The organism is Prochlorococcus sp. RS04, from assembly GCF_001989455.1.
Lineage (GTDB): Bacteria > Cyanobacteriota > Cyanobacteriia > PCC-6307 > Cyanobiaceae > Prochlorococcus_A.
In genome coordinates this window covers 893,005-913,153 of sequence record NZ_CP018346.1, presented here as the reverse complement: position 1 = coordinate 913,153, position 20,149 = coordinate 893,005, and the positions used below count along the sequence as shown (strand labels likewise).

Below are 20,149 nucleotides of genomic sequence, written 5' to 3'. Positions count from 1 at the left end.
TCTTTAAATAGTCTCCCTCAATAAGGCGTTAACCGCAGCAGCTGCCATGGCAGCACCTCCTCTAGTTGAATTCAAAACAATTCTAGGAAAATCGGTAGAAATTAGTTTGTTTTTACTTTTCTCTACTCCAATAAATCCAACAGGCATTCCTATAATTAAACTAGGAAAATCTTTTGCATTCTCTAAAATATCAATTAAATAAGTTAACGCTGTAGGCGAACTGCCAATAACTACAATAGGTGATTTGCTTCCAGAATTCATAGCGGATAACTCCTTCCAACCTTCACTTAAGCCATATGCAGTTTTAGTTAAGTTTGCATGATTATTTTTTCCAAACCACATTCTAGCGGTGAATACTTCATTCCTAGTGGTATTTTCTGCCATGGTTTTTATTGCTGCTGCAGCCATATCAGTATCAGTTAAAATCGGAGCACCATTTTTAAGTGCCTGCACCCCTTTTTCGCAGGCACCTTCACTAAAATTTACAAGATTTTGAACTGAAAAATCTCCTGAAGTATGGACTAATCTCTCTAACACTTTTTTTTCCAAATAATTTAGATCATTGGCTAATAAATGAGATCTTATGAATCTGATGCTTTCCAAAAAAATTGGATGATCTATTACCATTAAATTTAATTTGTGTTAGAAGTAATCATAGTTAATATATGGTTTTTATTGAGCTATTATGCCAATACAAATATTATGGGGTAATGATTTAAATGCTCAAAATACATTTATTCAAAAATTAATTGATAAGGAAGTTTCCAAAGAATGGAAAGAAATAAACGTAACAAATTTAAATGGCGATGATGATGAGCAAGTCAAAAAAGCTTTTGATGAAGTTCTTACACCTCCTTTTGGAGAGGGATACAGAATAGTTACATTAAAAAATAATCCAATTTTTACTGCCAAAAATGAGGATCTAAGAACTAAATTTGAAAAAATTCATGACAATATACCTCAAAATACTTATTTCATTTTACAAAATACAAAAAAACCAGACTCAAGACTAAAGAGTACTAAATTTTTACAAAAACTTATCAAAAATAATTTAGCTAAAGAAAAGTCATTTTCTTTACCAGAAATCTGGGACTATGAAGGACAAAAAAAATTTTTAGAAGATGCAGCAAATGGAATGAATATCAAAATTGATAAAAATGCAGCTGAATTAATAATTGATTCAGTTGGTAATGATAGCTTTAAACTAATAAATGAATTAGCCAAAGCAAAAACATACCTTTCTGCAGTATCAAGTGATTCGAATTCACAACTTTTTCTTAAAAGTATTGATGTAAGAAAAATATTTAGTGATCATCAATCCAATATTTTCAAAATCATTGATCTTCTCTTACAAAAAAATATTAATGAAAGCCTCATAGAAATAAATTATTCAATACAGAAAGGAGAACCTGCTTTAAGACTTAATGCAGGTTTAATTAGTCAAATAAGAATTCATACCATTATAAAATTAGCAGTAAATTCAGGTAATGATAATGCAGAAAAGATTTGTAATCTTGCAGGCATTTCTAATCCAAAACGAATTTTTTTTATTCGAAGAAAAGTCAAAAATATATCTCAAGAATATTTAATTAATTTAATGAGTAACTTAGTAGATATTGAATCATTACTAAAACAAGGTAATAATCCTATAAATGTTTTTACAGAGAAATTAATTAATTTAAGTTAACCAAATTATAAGTTTAAGAATTTACATTATGATTTAAATATGGCTTTACTAGTAAAAAAATTTGGCGGTACATCTGTAGGTGATATTAAAAAAATTAAAAATATTGCTAGTAGCATCTGTCAAAGTAAAGAAGCAGGAAATGAAATTGTCGTAGTTGTCTCTGCAATGGGGCAAACTACAGATGATTTAAATTGTTTAGCGGAATCAATTAGTAAAAATCCTAATCGAAGAGAATTGGATATGCTTCTATCAACTGGAGAGCAAGTAACCATAGCTCTTCTCTCAATGGCATTAAACGAATACGGAATACCTGCAATTTCAATGACCGGTAGTCAGGTTGGAATTATTACTGAATCAATTCATGGGAAAGCGAGAATTCTGGATATAAAAACAGAAAGGATCCAAAATTATATAAATCAGGGTTTTGTAGTTGTAGTGGCTGGATTTCAAGGGACAACATTAAGCCATACTGGTTCAATGGAAATTACAACTTTGGGTAGAGGTGGTTCAGATACTTCCGCAGTAGCTTTATCCACAGCTTTAGGAGCTGAGACGTGCGAAATTTATACAGACGTTCCAGGGGTTCTTACTACTGATCCAAGAATTGTTCCTAATGCAAAACTCTTAGATGAAATTAGCTGCGAGGAAATGCTTGAACTTGCAAGTGTCGGTGCTTCAGTTCTGCATCCAAGAGCAGTAGAAATTGCTCGAAATTATGGAATAAAATTGTGTGTCAAATCAAGCCAAAGTGACTCAAGTGGGACTCTCCTTGAAAGTCAAATCCAACCTCTCCCACTAAAAAGAGGAAGCTTAGAATTAACAAAAACAGTCAATAGCCTTGAGGTATTAGAAAACCAAGCAGTGTTCAGTCTCTCAAATATTCCTGATAGGCCTGGGATTGCTGCACAAATATTTGAAAAACTTTCAGAAGCAAGTATTAGTGTAGATTTAATAATACAAGCGACAAATGATGGAAATAAAAACGATATTACATTTACTGTTAGTGAATTAGAAGTTAAAAAGACTGCAGAACAATGTGAACTTATAACTAGTCAATTAGGAGGAGAATATAACTTAAAAACAAACATGACTAAATTAAGTATTCAAGGAGCAGGAATTATGGGCAGACCTAGTGTTTCAGCTGATTTATTTGATACTTTATCTCAAGCTAATATAAATGTCAGGTTAATAGCTACTAGCGAAATTAAAGTCAGCTGTGTAATTGAAATCAATAATATACCAAAAGCTATAAGATTTGTTGCTGAGAAATTCAAGTTATCCGATACACAAATATTTGTTAATCCAATCAATAAAAAGCAAGATCAACCTGAAGTAAGAGGAATTGCATTAGATAAAAACCAAGTTCAAGTAAGTTTTCGAAAACTGCCTGATCGTCCAGGTGTAGCAGCATCGATATGTTTAGCATTAGCGGAAAATAATTTACTTATCGATACTATCGTTCAGTCTGAAAGAATTTCCTCTTTAAAAACTAAAGATATTAGTCTTACAATGAATAAACAAGATAGAGAAAAAGCTAACTTAGTTTTTGAAGCCTTAACAAAAAAATTACCCGGATCATACGTTGAAGATGGCCCTGCTATAGCCAAAGTAAGTACTGTAGGAGCGGGAATGGCATTTAAAGTTGGAACGGCTGGAAAAATATTTAGAGCATTGGCTGACCAAAATATCAATATTGAAATGATTGCCACTAGTGAAATAAGGACTTCCTGTATTGTCTTAGAAAAAGATTGTGACAAAGCAGTTAATGCAATTCATAATCATTTCGAATTAGAAAAATAAGTTCTTTTTAATTATTTCTTGCCAATTTTTGTCTTAATTTTTTGATTCTATCCCTCAAATTTGCTGCTTCTTCAAAATTTAACTCTTTTGCTGCATCTTTCATTTTAATTTCTAACTTTTCTATTAAGTCAGGCAATTCTTCGAGCAAACATTGATTATCACTGGAACCGAGAATTACGTCAGTTTTGTTATTAACTATATTTATTAAATCTTTAGATAAACCACCAGCATCTAGTTTTCTGGAAAGTTCTAGAAAAGATAATATTGAATTTTCTATTTTTTTGCCTGCAGGTTTTGGAGTAATACCATTGACTTGGTTATATTTTTTTTGAATAGTTCTTCTTCTTTCAGTTTCAGATATTGCTCTTTTCATTGAATCTGTGAAATTATCTGCATAAAGCAAAGCAACACCTTCAACATGTCTTGCAGCTCTTCCTATTGTTTGAATCAATGACCTTTCAGCTCTGAGAAAACCTTCTTTATCAGCATCTAAAATGGCAACTAAGGATACTTCAGGAAGATCTAGTCCTTCTCTTAATAAATTAACTCCTACCAAAACATCATATTCGCCCATTCTGAGGTCTTGAATAATTTCAATTCTTTCAATTGAATGGATTTCGGAATGCAAATATCTAACTCTTACTTTATTTTCAGATAAAAAATCAGTTAGATCTTCAGCCATTCTCTTAGTAAGTGTTGTCACTAGCACTCGTTGATTCTTTTCAGCTCTAATTCTTATTTCAGATAACAGATCTTCTATTTGGCCCTCACTAGGTCTTACATCAATTACAGGATCTAATACCCCAGTTGGTCTTATAACTTGCTCAATAAATTCACCATCACATTGATCTAATTCCCATTGGCCAGGAGTTGCACTTATAAATAATGTCTGTTTTGATTTTTCCCAAAACTCTTCACATTTTAAAGGTCTATTATCTGCAGCACTGGGCAATCTAAAACCATGATCTATTAAAACCTTTTTTCTAGATTGATCACCATTGTACATGGCATGAAGTTGAGGACATGTTACATGACTCTCATCAACGACCAACAACCAATCTTTGGGAAAGTAATCTATTAAGCATTCTGGAGGTGAACCTTCCTCTCTGCCTGATAAATGACGAGCATAATTCTCAACTCCATTACAATAACCAACCTCTTTAAGCATTTCTAAATCATATTTTGTGCGTTGTTCTAGACGTTGAGCCTCTAATAATTTTCCTTCGTATGAAAATTTATCCAGTTGAGTTTTTAATTCACTTCTAATTGCACTTATTGCACTCTCAAGTCTTTCTTTTGGGGTCACAAAATGCTTCGCTGGGTAAACGCTAACTTGTTCCAAACTTTCAAGGATTTCTCCTGTAGTAGGGTCAACATATCTAATAGCTTCGACTTCATCACCAAATAATTCGATCCTAATTAATCTATCCTCATAAGCTGGACCGATTTCTAAAACATCACCTTTAATTCTGAATCTACCTCTAGTAATTTCAATATCATTTCTAGTATATTGATTTTCAACGAGAGACCTCAAAGAAGAACGTAGATTTATTGATTTTCCCACTTCAAATTTTACTGCAGCTTTTAAATACTCGCTCGGTATACCAAGACCATAAATACAACTTATTGAGGCTACAACAATTACATCTTTTCTTTCAAATAATGAGCGTGTTGCAGAATGCCTAAGCATATCTATTTCTTCATTAATTGAAGCAGTTTTGGCTATGTAAGTATCACTTACAGGTACATAAGCTTCAGGTTGATAATAATCGTAGTAAGAAATAAAGTACTCAACAGCATTTTTGGGAAAAAATTCCCTTAATTCATTACATAGTTGTGCAGCCAACGTTTTGTTATGGGCTAAAACAAGTGCTGGCCTTCCTGTTTGTTGAATTACATTGGCAATGGTAAATGTTTTTCCAGTTCCAGTAGCTCCTAAAAGAGTCTGAAACTGTTTACCATTATTTACGCCTTTAACTAATTTTTTAATAGCTTCTGGTTGATCTCCATTTGGTTCGTAAGGAGCTTGAAGCTTATAGTTGTTCATCAAGCTAGTAGCTAAAGGATGTTGCTATCTTAAGAAATTTTTTCTCCAATTATTGAATTTTTCAAAGATTCTTTTAAGCCCCTAACAACCGCAATCATTGATATTAAATCATCTAATTTATTAACCACCGATCCAACGCCAACTGCTGAGGCTCCAGAAGATATTGCTAGTGGACAAGTTACTTGGCTTAATCCAGAGGCACTCATGATTGGTATATTCAGAGATTGTTTCTTAAATTCTTGATGAATAGCGTAAGTAGCTGCAAGAGTTGGTACTGATTTTTCAAAAAAACCTTGAATTCCTGGAGAGTAAGGAGTAGAACTGGTACCACCTTCTGTTTGAATAATATCAACGCCTTCTTCCACTAGCTTTACAGCAAGATCAACTTGTTTATCAATAGGCATAGTATGAGGAACAGTTACTGATAAAGGAAAATTAGGTAATAAATCCCTCGTCTCTTTTGTAATGTTTAAAACTTTTTTATCTGAAAAATGAATGCCTTTTTCATAAAAAGTATCGTAATTTCCTATCTCAATTAATGATGCTCCTGCTTTTACACAATCTTGAAAAGATCGAGGCACTACTGAACTAACACAAACTGGAAGTGTTGAATTCTTAAGTGCTAAATCAACGAGTTCAGGTTTACAAGCAATATCGACAAGATCTGCACCTCCTAATGAAGCAGCCTCAACAATTATTTTCACAGACTGAACATCGAAATTATTCAATCCTGAAATAACTTTGAGTAAGGATTTGCTTCTTAACTCTTCTTTGATTTTTTGTGGCAAAAGATTAATCAGACTCATTTACTTAATGAATTTATTACCCGATTGTGACATTGTTTTAGTAAAACAGTGCATTTTTTAAAAAATATTATCTGAGCAACACAAAATGACTGATAAAAAATTAAGTCAGAAAAATTGGTCATCATGGCATCATCAGCTTCATAAGGAGATTCTTGCCAAAAAAATATTAATTCCCAAAGGATCCAATATTTTAATAAGTGTTTCGGGGGGTCAAGACTCAATGGCCTTATTAACCCTAATTAATGACCTAAAAAAACTACATAATTGGTCTATTAGTGTTTGGCACGGTGATCATCAGTGGCACGAAAAATCATCACTATATGCTCTTGAATTAAAAGATTATTGCGTAGATAAAAATATATCATTCTCTTTTGATCAAGCAAATAAAGAAGGTATATCTTCAGAAGAAAAAGCACGAGAATGGAGATATAAAAAATTATGTGAAAGAGCCAAAACTTTATTAAATAAAAACCAGGAAAAACATAATATTTATTTGCTAACTGGTCACACGAGTAGTGATAATGCAGAAACATTTATCCTCAATTTATCTAGAGGAAGCAATTTTGCAGGTCTGAGTAATATTGAGAGTAAAAGATTAATAGAAAATCAAATTTATTTAATAAGACCAATATTAATTTTCAGTAGGGAAGATACAAAACAATTTTGCAATGAAATGAAGATCCCAGTCTGGGAAGATCCTACAAATTCAGATCTGAAATTAAAAAGAAATTTAGTAAGAAAAAAAATTATTCCTACCTTAGAAGTCATCTATCCTGGTTGTTCTGAAAGGATAAATAATTTTTCCCAAAAAATGAGCAAATACAATAATGAACGTAATGATCTAAGTGAACTAGCGTATTTTTATTGTAAAGATGTTAAAGGTATTGATAGGAATCTCCTAAATGGTATGTGTATTGAAGCGAGGTGCACAATTTTAAATAGATTTTTAAAAGAAATATCTCCAAAGCAATGTAGTTCTAAAAATCTAACAAAATTAGCAACTTCAATTTATGAAAAAAATAAAGGTCAAATTAATTTGCAAAAGTTTTTAAAAATTGTTTGGGATAAAAACTATATAAACTATATAAATTTTGAAAAAAGTTAAGATGATACAGCTGATCTTCTTCTTCTTGTTCTACCTTCAAATGAATCTTCTTTAGCAGTCTCAGCTGATGGATTCTGTGATACTTTTGGACTTTTTTGGGTATTTTGTGGGTTATTTGAACTATTAGGATGATTATTATTGTTTGATTTCTTATAGAAATTATTATTATTTCTATTTCTATTGGAGAAATTTTGCTCTTCGGTAATCTTTGGAATATAAGCACGAGTTCCACTTGGAGCAGGTTGAACTAAACACAAAATAAGTGGTTCAACTTGTAATTCTCTTCTCATTCTTCTCGATAAACCATTTTCAATTTCTCTTTGTACACCAATCCAATCTACCTCAAAATTATTCGGCCCAGTTTGTCTGGATAATTGTTTCCATCTATTTTCTAAGACCCAGCTTATTTCTCGTTCTGTCCACATAGACATTTTTCTTGGCTCTGCAGTAGTGACAACTCCTCTCAAATTAACTCTAGGAGGCGCAACCATCTTCCCATCTGTACTAATAGGAGCTAAAACAGTTACTACACCATCCCCAGCTAATTGCTGCCTTTCCTTTAATACTCGAGCATCTACTATCCCATTTCGTGAGTTATCAAGCAGTTCAACACCAGCTTTTACAGGATCACCCTTTTGAATAGAATTAGGTGTTAACTCAACTACATCACCATTTTCAATAATTAAGATATTGTCCTTTGGAACCCCCATAGTTTGTGCACTCTTCCCATGACAAACAAGCATTCTATGTTCTCCATGAACAGGAACAAAAAACTTAGGTTTTGCGAGTGCCAACATTAACTTTTGATCTTCTTGAAAACCATGACCAGAAACATGAATATTCTCACCCTTTCCATAAACAACCTTTGCTCCGAGTTTCATTAATCTATCTATTGTATTAACAACAGAAATAGTATTACCAGGAATTGGGCTGGCTGAAAATATTACAGTATCAGTTGTCTTAAGACGAACATGTTGATGTTCACCACGAGAGATTCTGCTTAACGCTGCAAGGGGTTCTCCTTGACTACCCGTCATTAATAATAAGGTCTCCCTATCTGGCAAATCTCTAATTTGTTTGATAGGAACAAACAAATCATCTGGGCATTTCATATAACCAATATCTCTTGCCTTAGCAATAACATTTATCATCGATCTACCTAACAAACCGACCTTTCTTCCATGTTTCATAGCCAATTCTAAGATCATTGTCACTCTATGCACAGAACTAGCAAAAGTGGTAAGGATAACTCGTTCTTTTGCCTCTGCAATATGTTTTTCTAAAGAGGGATAGATAGTCTTCTCAGAAGGACAAAAACCTGGAACTTCGGCATTAGTAGAATCACTGAACATGCATAAAACACCCTTCTCTCCGTAATGCACCATTCTTTCAATATCAAATTGCTCTCCATCTACTGGCATATGATCAAACTTAAAATCTCCAGTGAAAATAATTGTGCCAACAGGTGTTGTAACTGCTAAAGAAAAGCTATCGCAAATAGAATGAGTATTTCGAATAAATTCAACAGAAAAATGTTGTCCTACTTTTACAACATCTCTTGGATTTACTGTCTGTATAGTTGTTCTATCAGATACCCCTGCTTCTTCCATTTTTCCTCTAAGCATTGACATTGCCAGTCTTGGGCCATAAATAATGGGAATATTAAAATGCTTTAGATGATGAGAAATACCTCCAATGTGATCTTCATGCCCGTGAGTGACAATCATTCCTTTTATTCTTCTTTGATTTTCTTTTAAAAAAGTTGTATCAGGCATCACAACGTTTACGCCATGCATACCATCAGATGGGAAAGCTAGGCCAGCATCAACAAGCATTAATTCATCACCATATTCAAAAACGCAAGTGTTTTTTCCTATTTCATGTAATCCTCCAAGAGGTATTACTCGTAGAGCTGGAGTATTACTTTTAGATCTAGATGAATCATGAGTAGATCTATTTACAGTTGAATTTGTACTTGATTGCATAATTTTGAAATTTATGAAGGCCTGCTTGTAATCAAATAAGGTTTATTTAAATTTAATTATCAAGTTAAATATAATCCCTATTATAGGGAATTCAGGATAAAAGATAGTTGCTTTTTCATGTCATTGTTTAAAGGTGACAAAGGACTTCTAGGATTACCTACATCCCATCCAGATAGCTCCAAAGCAGCTTTAATTGGGATTGGATTAGTAGTCATAAAGAGTGCTTTGAAAAGAGGCTGAAGTTTCTCATGAATAGCAAGAGCATTGGAAACCTTTCCACTTTGAAAAGAATGAATCATCTCTTTCAATTGCAATCCAACTAAATGACTTGCAACACTTACTACTCCTACAGCACCTACAGATAACATTGGAAGCAACAATGAATCGTCGCCACTATATACAGAGAGTTCGGAGCCACAAATAGCTCTTAGTTCTGTTACTTCTTCTATTCTACCGCTTGCAGCTTTAATACTGAGAATATTTGAGAAATCCATAAGTTTCTTCACAGTATCAGGTAATAAATTGCAACCAGTCCTGCCAGGAATGTTGTATAGCATAAGAGGCAAATCCTTTGCAGATTTAGCAATAGAACTGAAATGTTTATAAAGACCTTCTTGAGGCGGCTTATTGTAATAAGGAACAACGACCAAAGCACCGTCGGCACCAGAGTCGTAAGCTTTTTTTGTAGCTTCCACAGCTTCGCTTGTACAATTGCTACCAGTGCCAACTATTACTTTACAGCTTGCATCCAAAGATCCTTTTACCGCAATAAATAAATCATGCTGTTCAGCCCATGAAAGGGTCGGAGATTCTCCAGTAGTACCGCACAACACAATTCCATCGGAACCGTTCTCAAAAAGATAATTTGAAAGTTTTATAGCTAGTTCATAATCTACATCTCCATTCTCAGTGAATGGAGTAACCATTGCAGTCAATATCCTTCCAAATAGTGGATTATTACACTCAGTTTTGTCTGTAATCATTTTTTTGGAATTAATAACTCAGCTATTTGAACAGCATTCAGAGCTGCTCCTTTTCTAATTTGATCTCCACATAACCATAATTCTAATCCATGAGGATGACTTATATCAGTTCTTAGCCTGCCAACAGCAACATTATCCCTTCCCATAACGTCATTTGGCATAGGAAATCTATTATTTTTGTAATCGTCAATAATTTCAATTCCAGGAGATTTTTTTAATTCTTCAAGAGCATCTTTAGGCTCGACTACATCCGCAAATTCAATATTGATCGATTCAGAATGTGCTCTCAGAACTGGGACTCGAACACATGTAGCAGAGAACTTTAAATCAGGAATATTTAATATTTTCCTTGTCTCATTAAGCATTTTCATCTCTTCTTCGCAGTAATTATTTGAAAGCATAGGGGAATTATGTAAAAACAAATTAAAAGCAAGGGAGTATGGCAAAACTTCACTTTTTTGAGGATTTCCTTGAAGATATTGTTCAGTTAAAAGTTTTAGTTCCTCCATCGCCAGTTGGCCTGCACCACTGACAGATTGATATGTTGAGACGATAACTCTTTGAATAGTCGAAAGTTTGTTTAATGGAGCTAAAACTAATGTCAACAAAATGGTAGTGCAGTTTGGATTTGCTATTACCCCATCATGATTAAGTACATCACTAGCATTAACTTCAGGGACTATAAGAGGAACGTTCTTATCTAATCTGAAAGCACTTGAATTATCTATCAGTAAAGCATTTTGATCAATAATAGTAGACAACCACTTTTTTGAAATACTTCCGCCAGCTGAAGCCAAAACTAAATCAAGATTCTTAAATTCTTTTTTAGTTGTTTTTTTTGTAACTAATTCTTCATCTTTCCAAATAATTTTTTTTCCTTCTGACCGCTCTGATGAAAGCAAGACCAATTCTGATATTGGGAAATCACGTTGTTCAAGAATTTTTAGCAATTCAGATCCCACAGCACCTGAAGAACCTAAAACAGCAACTTTTAATGGCCTATTAGGCAAATACGGAGATTGTCTCACACTTTAAAATGATTTTTATAAATAGATTGACTATTTTTTTTACTTTATCAAAAAATTAACTTTCAAGGAAATCACATAATGTGAAATAATTAAGATTCGGTTCATAGTAATAACTTAGAAAACATGGCTAAAGATGCACTAATAGTCAAAACAACTCCTCTGCCTCAAAGTAGAATTTCATTCGAATTAGAAATACCATCTGAGACATGCAAAACGTGTGTAAATGAAACAATCAGTTCTATCAGTCGTTCGGCTAAAATTCCGGGATTTAGACTTGGTAAGATTCCTAAACAAGTCTTAATCCAAAGAATTGGCATCGCACAATTACATGCTTCTGCTCTGGAAAAAATTATTGATAAATCATGGCAAGAAGCGTTAAAAATAAAATCTATAGAGCCACTAAGTGAGCCAGAATTAGTAGATGGATTTGAATCTTTACTTGCAAAGTTTAGTCCTGAAAAATCACTTAAGGTTACTCTCCAAACTGATGTTGCCCCAGAATTAAAACTTAAAAAATCCAAAGGACTAAGTGTTGAAATTTCAAAGACAAAGTTTGATCCTAAGTCAATAGATGAAGCGCTAGAAAAATCTAGAAATCAGTTTGCAAACATTATTCCAGTTACCAATAGAGCAGCAAAATTAGGAGATATTGCTGTTGTTAGTTTCAAAGGAAAGTATAAAGATTCTGGTAAAGAGATTGATGGTGGAACAAGTGAATCAATGGATCTTGAGTTAGAAAAAAACAAAATGATTCCCGGTTTCGTAGAGGGAATCGTAAAGATGAAAATTGGTGATAATAAAACACTTAACCTTAAATTTCCTGATGATTATTCTCATGAGGATTCAAGAGGCAAAGAAGCAATTTTTGAAGTAAATCTTAAGGATCTTAAGGAAAAAGAATTGCCTGAACTTAATGACGATTTTGCAAAACAGTCTGGCAACAAAGAATCATTGAAAGAGTTAAAGAAAGATATTGAAAAGCAACTTAAAGACAATTTTGAAAAAACTCAAAAAGATATCAAAATTGAAGCTTTATTAGATGCCTTAACAAACGAATTGGTTGCTGAAATTCCAAAATCTATGATTGATATAGAAGTGAGGAATAATATTGAACAAACCGCTCAAAGATTCGCTCAACAAGGTCTTGATGTTAAATCTACTTTCACTCCGGAATTAGTTAAGTCATTAGCAGAGTCCACAAGGCCTCAAGCTGAAAAAAATGTTCAAAGAAATTTAGCTTTAAAAGCATTAGCTGAAACAGAAAACATAAAAGTTGAGCAAGATGAAATTGATTCAAAAATGAAAGATTATGAAGATGCAATCTCTCAATCTTCAAAACAAATAGATATTAAAAAATTAACAGAAGTAATAACCAACGATTTACTCAAAGAAAAATTAATCATTTGGCTTGAAGAAAATTCTGAAGTAAAAGAAAAAACTACAAAAACTTCTAAAGTTACAAAAACCTCAAAAACAACAAAAGCCACAAAAACTGCGTCAAAAACTACAAAAACTACAAAAACTCAAAATAAAAAAGAAAAAAAATAATTTATGAAATTTCCTACTAATTAAACAAAAAACCTTTAAATTATTTATAAGACGAAAACTAATTTGTGAACTCAGAAAAAAAACATTTAATCCAAAGCTCAATAAGTTCTTACGAAAGTAACAATAAAACCATTGCTGCTGTTCCTACTGTTATAGAACAATCAGGTAGAGGAGAAAGAGCTTTTGATATTTATTCAAGACTATTGAGGGAGAGAATAATTTTTTTAGGCACTGGAATTAATGATCAAGTATCTGATTCACTTGTTGCACAATTATTATTTCTTGAAGCGGAAGATCCCGAAAAAGACATACAAATATATATCAATTCTCCTGGAGGCTCAGTAACTGCAGGAATGGCAATATACGATACTATGCAACAAATATCCCCTGATGTAGTGACAATATGCTTTGGAGTAGCAGCAAGTATGGGGGCATTTCTACTTTCTGGAGGAGCAAAGGGGAAAAGATTGGCTTTACCTAATTCTAGGATTATGATTCATCAACCTCTGGGAGGTGCACAAGGTCAAGCAGTAGAGATTGAAATACAAGCTAAAGAAATACTTTTTCTCAAGAAAACATTAAATTCGCTCTTAGCAGAACATACTGGTCAACCTTTAGAAAAAATTAATGAAGATACAGAAAGAGATTACTTTTTATCTCCCTCAGAAGCAGTCGAATATGGATTAATTGATAAAGTTATCAAAAAGTGACAAGGGGTTCTGATTTTTTAAGAATAAGATGACGAATCGATATTTATAAGCAATCCTAGTGAATAGGGAATATTTAACACCTTTCACTTTAAAACTTATTATCGATGGCTAAATTCGACGCCCATCTTAAATGTTCATTTTGCGGTAAATCACAAGACCAAGTAAGAAAGCTTATAGCTGGTCCTGGGGTTTATATCTGTGATGAGTGCATAGATCTTTGTAATGAAATTCTCGATGAAGAATTACTTGATAATCAAGCGAACACAAACAACTCTCCACAAGTTAAAAAGAAATTACCAACTGATAATCCAAAAAAATCTGTTCCTTTAGAATTAACCTCAATTCCTAAGCCATTAGAAATAAAAAGTTTTCTAGATAATCAAGTTGTTGGACAAGAATCTGCAAAAAAAATATTATCAGTAGCCGTATACAATCACTACAAGCGATTAGCTTGGAAAGTTAAAGAAGATAGTAAAAATAACAATGCAACAGATTCACAAGCAACTAAATTACAAAAATCAAATATTTTACTCATCGGCCCTACTGGAAGTGGAAAAACATTATTGGCGCAAACGTTAGCAGAATTTTTAGATGTTCCTTTTGCAGTAGCTGATGCAACGACTTTAACAGAAGCTGGATATGTTGGGGAGGATGTTGAAAACATACTTTTAAGACTTCTACAGAAATCAGAAATGAATGTAGAACTAGCTCAAAAAGGAATTATTTATATTGATGAAATAGATAAAATTGCAAGAAAAAGCGAGAATCCTTCAATTACTAGAGATGTCTCTGGTGAAGGAGTACAGCAAGCATTATTAAAAATGCTTGAAGGAACAATTGCCAATGTGCCACCTCAAGGCGGAAGAAAACATCCCTATCATGACTGCATCCAAATTGATACGAGTCAAATATTATTTATTTGCGGGGGAGCTTTTATAGGTTTAGAGGATATCGTTCAAAAGCGTATGGGTAAACATTCTATAGGATTTACCACCAATTCAGATCAAAACAAAGTTGACACAAAAAAGATAGTAGACCCAAGAGATTCCCTGAAAAATTTAGAATTAGATGACTTAGTGAAATATGGCCTAATTCCAGAATTTATTGGAAGAATTCCGGTTTGTGCTGTACTAGATCGTCTTACTAAAGAAACTTTAGAATCTATTTTGACCCAACCAAGAGATGCCTTAGTAAAGCAATTCAAAACTTTGCTAAGTATGGATAATGTTGAATTATCATTTGAGCCTGATTCTGTTGAAGCGATAGCAAATGAAGCATACAAAAGAAAAACAGGAGCAAGAGCATTAAGATCAATAATTGAAGAGCTAATGCTAGACATTATGTATACTTTGCCTTCTGAAGAAAATGTAAAAGAATTCACAATTACAAAAAAAATGGTAGATAATTTGTTCTCATCTAAAATTGTTAAACTACCTTCAGGATCAAAAAGAATCATTAAAGAGTCTGCATAAAATTAGAGTTTAATTTTTTTAATTGAATCCCTAATTTTTTCTAATTAATGAAAAATAAATGCCAAATATACATAAGCCTTTTCATCAAAAATATAGACCAAACAACTTAGACGAACTTGTTGGGCAAAAATTTATATCCATTACACTCAAACAAGCTCTATTAACAAAAAAAATTGCTCCTGCATATCTTTTTAATGGTCCAAGAGGCACTGGAAAAACATCAAGTGCAAGAATATTTGCAAAATCTCTAAATTGCCAGGCATTCGACCAACCTACGATAACTCCTTGTTGTAAATGTGACTTATGTAGACAAATTACAGATGGGAGTGCTCTAGATATTATCGAGATTGATGCAGCATCAAATACAGGAGTAGAAAATATAAGAGAAATTATAGAAAGAGCGAGATTTGCACCTACTCAAGCGAGATGGAAAGTCTATGTAATTGATGAATGTCATATGCTTTCTATGGCAGCTTCAAATGCTTTACTTAAAACTATTGAAGAACCGCCCTCAAGAGTTGTATTTATACTTGCGACGACAAATCCTGAGAGAGTATTAAATACAATAAAAAGTAGATGCCAAAAGTTTGATTTTAGAAGAATAAGCCCTAGTGATATTTTTCGACATTTATCAGAAATCGCCGAAAAAGAATCCATTCAGTACGAAGTTCAGGCGTTAAAAATGATTGCAAAAAGGTCTAATGGAGGTATGAGAGATGCACAAAGCCTCCTTGAACAATTGAATCTTTTTCCAGAAGGGATAACAATTAATAATATCCAAAACCTCCTAGGAGAAGTATCAGAAAGTGAATTAACAAATCTGATTCAATCATTGATTGAGAATAATCCAGAGTCATTAATTGAAACCTGCAACAAATTATATGATGCCGGAAATGAACCTATTCAAATAATTATCGGATTATTGAATATAACAAGAGATCTACTATTACACACTACTAATAATAAATATTCAGACCTTTATTATACGTCTGATGAATTTCGAGATGAGTTAGATAAAATCTCAAAAACAATAAATAAATCAACAATAATTAATTGGCATAATAATCTGAGAAATATTGAATATCAAATCAAATCAAGTGATAATCCAAGGCTTTGGTTTGAAATACATTTAACTGGTCTTCTGGATAGTCAAGAAATAAATAGTTTTGAAAATAAACAAGAAAGTAAAAATAATACGACTGAGGAGAAGCATGCAAGTAGAAAAAACATTCCAATTAATAAAGAAAATATTTCAGATAAGATTCCAAAACCAATTATCCAAGAAGAGATAACTCACAAAAAATTAATCGAAAAAAAGGACGAAAAATTAGAAAAATTTGAAGTTCTTGAAAAAAAAAGTATTGAAAATATTTCTGAAAATAACCAGAATAATCCTGGATCAAATTTAAAAGATAAATGGGAATTAATTCTTTCTAAAGTAGAGTTACCATCAACAAGAATGTTACTTTCACAACAAGCCGAACTTGAAAGTTTTGATTCGGAGAAAATCACAATTGCATTATCTCCAAACTGGGAAAGTATGATAAAAAGCAGAAAAGTTATAATTGAAAATACTGTAAAAAAGATATTTGGAGATGGAATAATACTAAATTTTTCAACCAAACAATTAAATAAAAGTAACCCAACAAACACTCCAGAAATAACCCAAAATGAAGTAAATAATTTCCAACCAATAAAAAAAATAGAATCAAAAACTAATTCGTCAACAAAAATATCTAACGAGGAGACTTATGATAATAGTTCAAAAAACTTAGCAAATTTTTTTAATGGAGAAATTATAGACCTTGATGAATAGATTAAACTCCCGTATGAAGAGTCTTTCGCCAGAGTATCTTTTTGGGAAAAATAGACATCTTTATAGTTACCCAAGGGATTACTAAAAACCAATGTGATAAATAAAAAACCGATACAAAAACCATCAAAAAATTGCTTTTTTGCAATACTGGTACTTCACTTTTACAAGAAGAACCATACCAAAAAGCAATTCCAGATAACATAAAAGCTGTAAATGAAATAGGCCAGTAAATTGGTGAATCCAAAAAAGCAATACTGAAAACTAAATCAAAAATAGAAATGATTGGTAATGCATATTGCAAGATGAAAAAGTAAGTTAAATCAAATTTCTGCAAATAATCAATTTTATTAGTAAATAATTGATCTCCATAATCGAAGAATCTTTGCAACCCACCCTCTGCCCATCTTTGCCTTTGTGCTAATAAAGCATTTAAATTCTCAACTGCCTCCTCCATGACTGGAGGATCCCATAAGATTCCAATTCTAGATTTTGATAATAATAATCTTAAACTCAAATCAAGATCATCTGTAACTGTATCTTCATTAAAAGAACCACATGCTAATAATGTTTCTTTCTTAATTAATTGACCATTTCCCCTTAATTCGGAAACTCCAGCAACTGATAATCTTCCATATTGAAAGATTGCATCCATAGCCATCTCCATTGACTGACAGGAAGTTAAAAAATTCTTACTTACATTTGTTACTGATTTTCTTAGTTGAACTGCAGACCAATCACCCTCTTCTACAAAACTAAATAACCTTATCAAAGAATCTTGTTTTAATTCAGCATCAGCATCCAAAACTAATAACCATTCACCATGGGTAAATTTCAAGGCATAATTCAAAGCTCCTGACTTTCCTCCTCCTGCATTTGGAGAACGACTTATGACTTTTAGCTTGTCATATTGTCTAGATAATCGATCTAAAATTAAAGGCGTCTTATCAGAACTACCATCATCGATTATGTAAATATTTAATTTATTAGTTGGATAATCTAAACTAAATAATCTTTCAACTAATCTTGATATGACATTCTCTTCATCTCTAGCTGCGACTAAAATATCAAGCACAGGTAACTCTTTATTGCTAATTCTTCTGCTTACAGTATTTAAAACGTTGTTCCTTTTGAAATTTCTAGAAATAACTATTAAACCGTAAAAAACAATCACAAAAGAAAGAGTCAATATTATGTAAAGGAAATTTTCGATATTGTTAGCATGAGGAATAAAAGCTACTAAAAAACAAGCACTAAGAAATATAAACGACTTCAATCTTCGATTTTTATAAAAACCTTTACTCATAAAAGTAAATTGTTAATTACTTAACTTCCATTGAGACAATATCTCAAATTTTTTTAGTTTTGCATTTCGATAGTAATGATTCAATATTTGTTCATAAGAGAATCCTAATTTAGCCATTTCAATTGCTCCTGACTGAGATAAACCTACACCATGACCGAAGCCACCTCCTTTCAAAAGCCATAAATCATCATTTAATTTATTAATAGTAAACAAATTACTAGGTATAAAATTTAATACCCGTCGAATATCATCTTTAACAAGAACAATAGATTTATTACCCTTGTCCGTTTGTATTTCCAATTTTGTCACTCTGCCACTAGAACCACGTTCAATAGAATTTAAATCCAAAACATCTTCATTAATATTTATAAGTTTATTTTTAATTAACTTTTCTTTAATTTCAAGATTAGAAATTTTCTTATTCCATCGAAAAAGAGAATGATTACTCCCATAAAACTGTTCTTTATCAAAATCTAAAAAATTATTTAAATAAGATTCATTTGTAATTGGAAGTTTAAAAATTTTATTTAATGATTTAGAACCATCAATGATTGAATTGAAATAAGAATAATCTTGAATTTGCCAAGACTCGCCTGCAGTAGCAGATACCCCACCATTAGAACCATGATAAAAAGCATTTATTGGTTGATTTTCGTGAGTGAGAATTAAATTTGAAGTTTCTTCTATGGCTTTTTGTACGTTTTTATATGAAATTTCAGAAGGCTTATAAACTTGGCATTGAGTGCTTATACATAAATGATATTTATCCATATTAAATCTATTAGAGTTAAATATGCCCCAAGTTCTTGCAATAACTGCTTGAGCCTTGAGTGCTTCTAAAGGAGAATTCGGTCCAATTTCATATGGCAAAACACCTGCCAAATAGTCATCAAATTCAATTTTTTGAACTAAGGTCCAAGTTCCATATAAATCCTTTATTAAGTAAAAATTTTTGCCAAAATTAACACCATTTATTTTTATTTTGTCTTCAGAATAAATATATATAGGACCTTCAAGTTTCATACCACTGTAGTCATTTCTAAGAACAGGAGTAATTTGAAAATTTTTTATTTTTCTAAAAATCTTATTTTTTAATTCAAACTCTGGTAGATCATCTTGAAATGGAATCCATACTTCCCAATTTTTAGGGTAGGCAACAGTCGTCTCAAATCCTTTATCTCTTAGTTTCTCTGATTGTTTTTTTGCCGATTCATAGCTAGCAAAAGGACCAAAAACAATTCTTTCAATTGTTTTTGGATTTTTGACGGGAATATCTGCCCAGGTAATATTTATCTGTTTTGATTTATGTTTAATACCGTTGGACGATATCAAATTTAAAAAACCTTTATTAGTTGTAAAGTTTATATTTTTTTTCTCCGAAAAACTATCATTCTCCCCGCCTAAATATTGCTTTAAACCAATTAAAAATTTTCCTTTTTTAATTTCTTTATGGAGTTCAACCTTTAGCAATTCTTCCCCTTTTGCATTTGAAATAAAATTAGTGTTTATTATTAAAAGAGAAATACAGCCTAAAAATATGTTTAAAAAGGCAAATTTAAGTTTCATAAATTAGAACTTTCCTTATCAATTAAAAACTTTAATTTGCACCAATGCGTATAAAGGTTTAGATTATCCTAATTAAACACATTTGACTTAAATGTCTAAACTAAAAACTCGTAAATCAGCTGCCAAAAGATTTAAAGCTACTGCGACGGGTAAATTTATGAGAAGAAGAGCTTTCCATAATCATTTGCTTGATCATAAAAGCTCAAAATTAAAAAGACATCTATCAACAAAAGCTGTAGTTGATGAAAGAGATGCTGATAATGTAAGATTAATGATTCCATACGCATAAATCT

General features: G+C 32.0%; 16 protein-coding genes. 8 read left to right on the top strand and 8 right to left on the bottom strand.

Annotated features, from left to right (window positions below; all coding sequences use genetic code 11):
• Positions 1–3: 3 nt before the first annotated feature.
• Entirely contained in the window at positions 4–627 is a 624-nt protein-coding gene (locus tag BS621_RS05080; RefSeq protein ID WP_077142058.1) for a precorrin-8X methylmutase, read from the bottom strand.
• Positions 628–685: 58 nt separating this feature from the next.
• On the opposite strand from BS621_RS05080, the gene holA reads away from it, so the two are divergent.
• On the top strand, positions 686–1,687 hold the full coding sequence (gene holA, locus BS621_RS05075) for a DNA polymerase III subunit delta (RefSeq protein WP_077142057.1): 1,002 nt from the start codon (positions 686–688) through the stop codon (positions 1,685–1,687).
• A 39-nt stretch (positions 1,688–1,726) separates the two neighbouring features.
• Positions 1,727–3,487, top strand: coding sequence for an aspartate kinase (locus BS621_RS05070; protein ID WP_077142056.1), 1,761 nt, complete (start codon positions 1,727–1,729; stop codon positions 3,485–3,487).
• Between the two features lie 7 nt (positions 3,488–3,494).
• Here the strand turns inward: BS621_RS05070 and uvrB are convergent, their stop codons facing one another.
• Positions 3,495–5,534 (bottom strand): excinuclease ABC subunit UvrB, encoded by a 2,040-nt coding sequence (uvrB, locus tag BS621_RS05065; protein WP_077142055.1) that lies wholly within the window; start codon positions 5,532–5,534, stop codon positions 3,495–3,497.
• Positions 5,535–5,563: 29 nt separating this feature from the next.
• Positions 5,564–6,340: a DUF561 domain-containing protein gene (locus BS621_RS05060; protein ID WP_075487484.1), complete on the bottom strand. Its 777-nt coding sequence runs from the start codon at positions 6,338–6,340 to the stop codon at positions 5,564–5,566.
• An 85-nt stretch (positions 6,341–6,425) separates the two neighbouring features.
• Here BS621_RS05060 and tilS point away from each other — a divergent pair, with 85 nt between their 5' ends.
• Entirely contained in the window at positions 6,426–7,445 is a 1,020-nt protein-coding gene (gene tilS / locus BS621_RS05055; protein ID WP_077142054.1) for a tRNA lysidine(34) synthetase TilS, read from the top strand.
• Here the strand turns inward: tilS and BS621_RS05050 are convergent.
• The 3 genes from BS621_RS05050 to BS621_RS05040 form a co-directional block, all read right to left on the bottom strand.
• Positions 7,442–9,430 (bottom strand): ribonuclease J, encoded by a 1,989-nt coding sequence (locus tag BS621_RS05050; protein WP_077142053.1) that lies wholly within the window; start codon positions 9,428–9,430, stop codon positions 7,442–7,444. The two genes, tilS and BS621_RS05050, sit on opposite strands and share 4 nt — an antisense overlap.
• Positions 9,431–9,510: 80 nt before the next feature.
• The gene (gene dapA, locus BS621_RS05045) at positions 9,511–10,413 is read right to left on the bottom strand and encodes a 4-hydroxy-tetrahydrodipicolinate synthase (RefSeq protein WP_011819263.1); all 903 of its coding nucleotides are present in this window, start codon (positions 10,411–10,413) and stop codon (positions 9,511–9,513) included.
• Positions 10,410–11,441, bottom strand: a complete 1,032-nt coding sequence (locus BS621_RS05040) for an aspartate-semialdehyde dehydrogenase (protein WP_077142052.1) — start codon at positions 11,439–11,441, stop codon at positions 10,410–10,412. The genes dapA and BS621_RS05040 overlap by 4 nt, the downstream gene beginning before the upstream one ends.
• Positions 11,442–11,564: 123 nt before the next feature.
• Here BS621_RS05040 and tig point away from each other — a divergent pair, with 123 nt between their 5' ends.
• The 4 genes from tig (at position 11,565) to BS621_RS05020 (ending at position 16,987) form a co-directional block, all read left to right on the top strand.
• Positions 11,565–12,989: a trigger factor gene (gene tig, locus BS621_RS05035; RefSeq protein WP_077142051.1), complete on the top strand. Its 1,425-nt coding sequence runs from the start codon at positions 11,565–11,567 to the stop codon at positions 12,987–12,989.
• 65 nt (positions 12,990–13,054) lie between these two features.
• Entirely contained in the window at positions 13,055–13,699 is a 645-nt protein-coding gene (gene clpP / locus BS621_RS05030) for an ATP-dependent Clp endopeptidase proteolytic subunit ClpP (protein ID WP_011819266.1), read from the top strand.
• A 104-nt stretch (positions 13,700–13,803) separates the two neighbouring features.
• Positions 13,804–15,171 carry an ATP-dependent protease ATP-binding subunit ClpX gene (gene clpX / locus BS621_RS05025; RefSeq protein WP_077142050.1) on the top strand — a complete coding sequence of 456 codons (1,368 nt, stop codon included), beginning with the start codon at positions 13,804–13,806 and terminating at the stop codon, positions 15,169–15,171.
• A gap of 58 nt (positions 15,172–15,229) precedes the next feature.
• Positions 15,230–16,987, top strand: a complete 1,758-nt coding sequence (locus tag BS621_RS05020) for a DNA polymerase III subunit gamma/tau (RefSeq protein ID WP_077142049.1) — start codon at positions 15,230–15,232, stop codon at positions 16,985–16,987.
• 1 nt (position 16,988) lies between these two features.
• Here the strand turns inward: BS621_RS05020 and BS621_RS05015 are convergent, their stop codons facing one another.
• Both BS621_RS05015 and BS621_RS05010 read right to left on the bottom strand, forming a co-directional pair.
• Positions 16,989–18,290, bottom strand: coding sequence for a glycosyltransferase family 2 protein (locus BS621_RS05015; protein WP_077142048.1), 1,302 nt, complete (start codon positions 18,288–18,290; stop codon positions 16,989–16,991).
• Positions 18,291–18,302: 12 nt separating this feature from the next.
• Positions 18,303–19,856, bottom strand: coding sequence for a SpoIID/LytB domain-containing protein (locus BS621_RS05010; protein ID WP_077142047.1), 1,554 nt, complete (start codon positions 19,854–19,856; stop codon positions 18,303–18,305).
• A gap of 91 nt (positions 19,857–19,947) precedes the next feature.
• Between BS621_RS05010 and rpmI the strand changes: the two genes are divergently transcribed.
• Positions 19,948–20,145: a 50S ribosomal protein L35 gene (gene rpmI / locus BS621_RS05005; RefSeq protein WP_011819271.1), complete on the top strand. Its 198-nt coding sequence runs from the start codon at positions 19,948–19,950 to the stop codon at positions 20,143–20,145.
• Positions 20,146–20,149 lie beyond the last annotated feature (4 nt).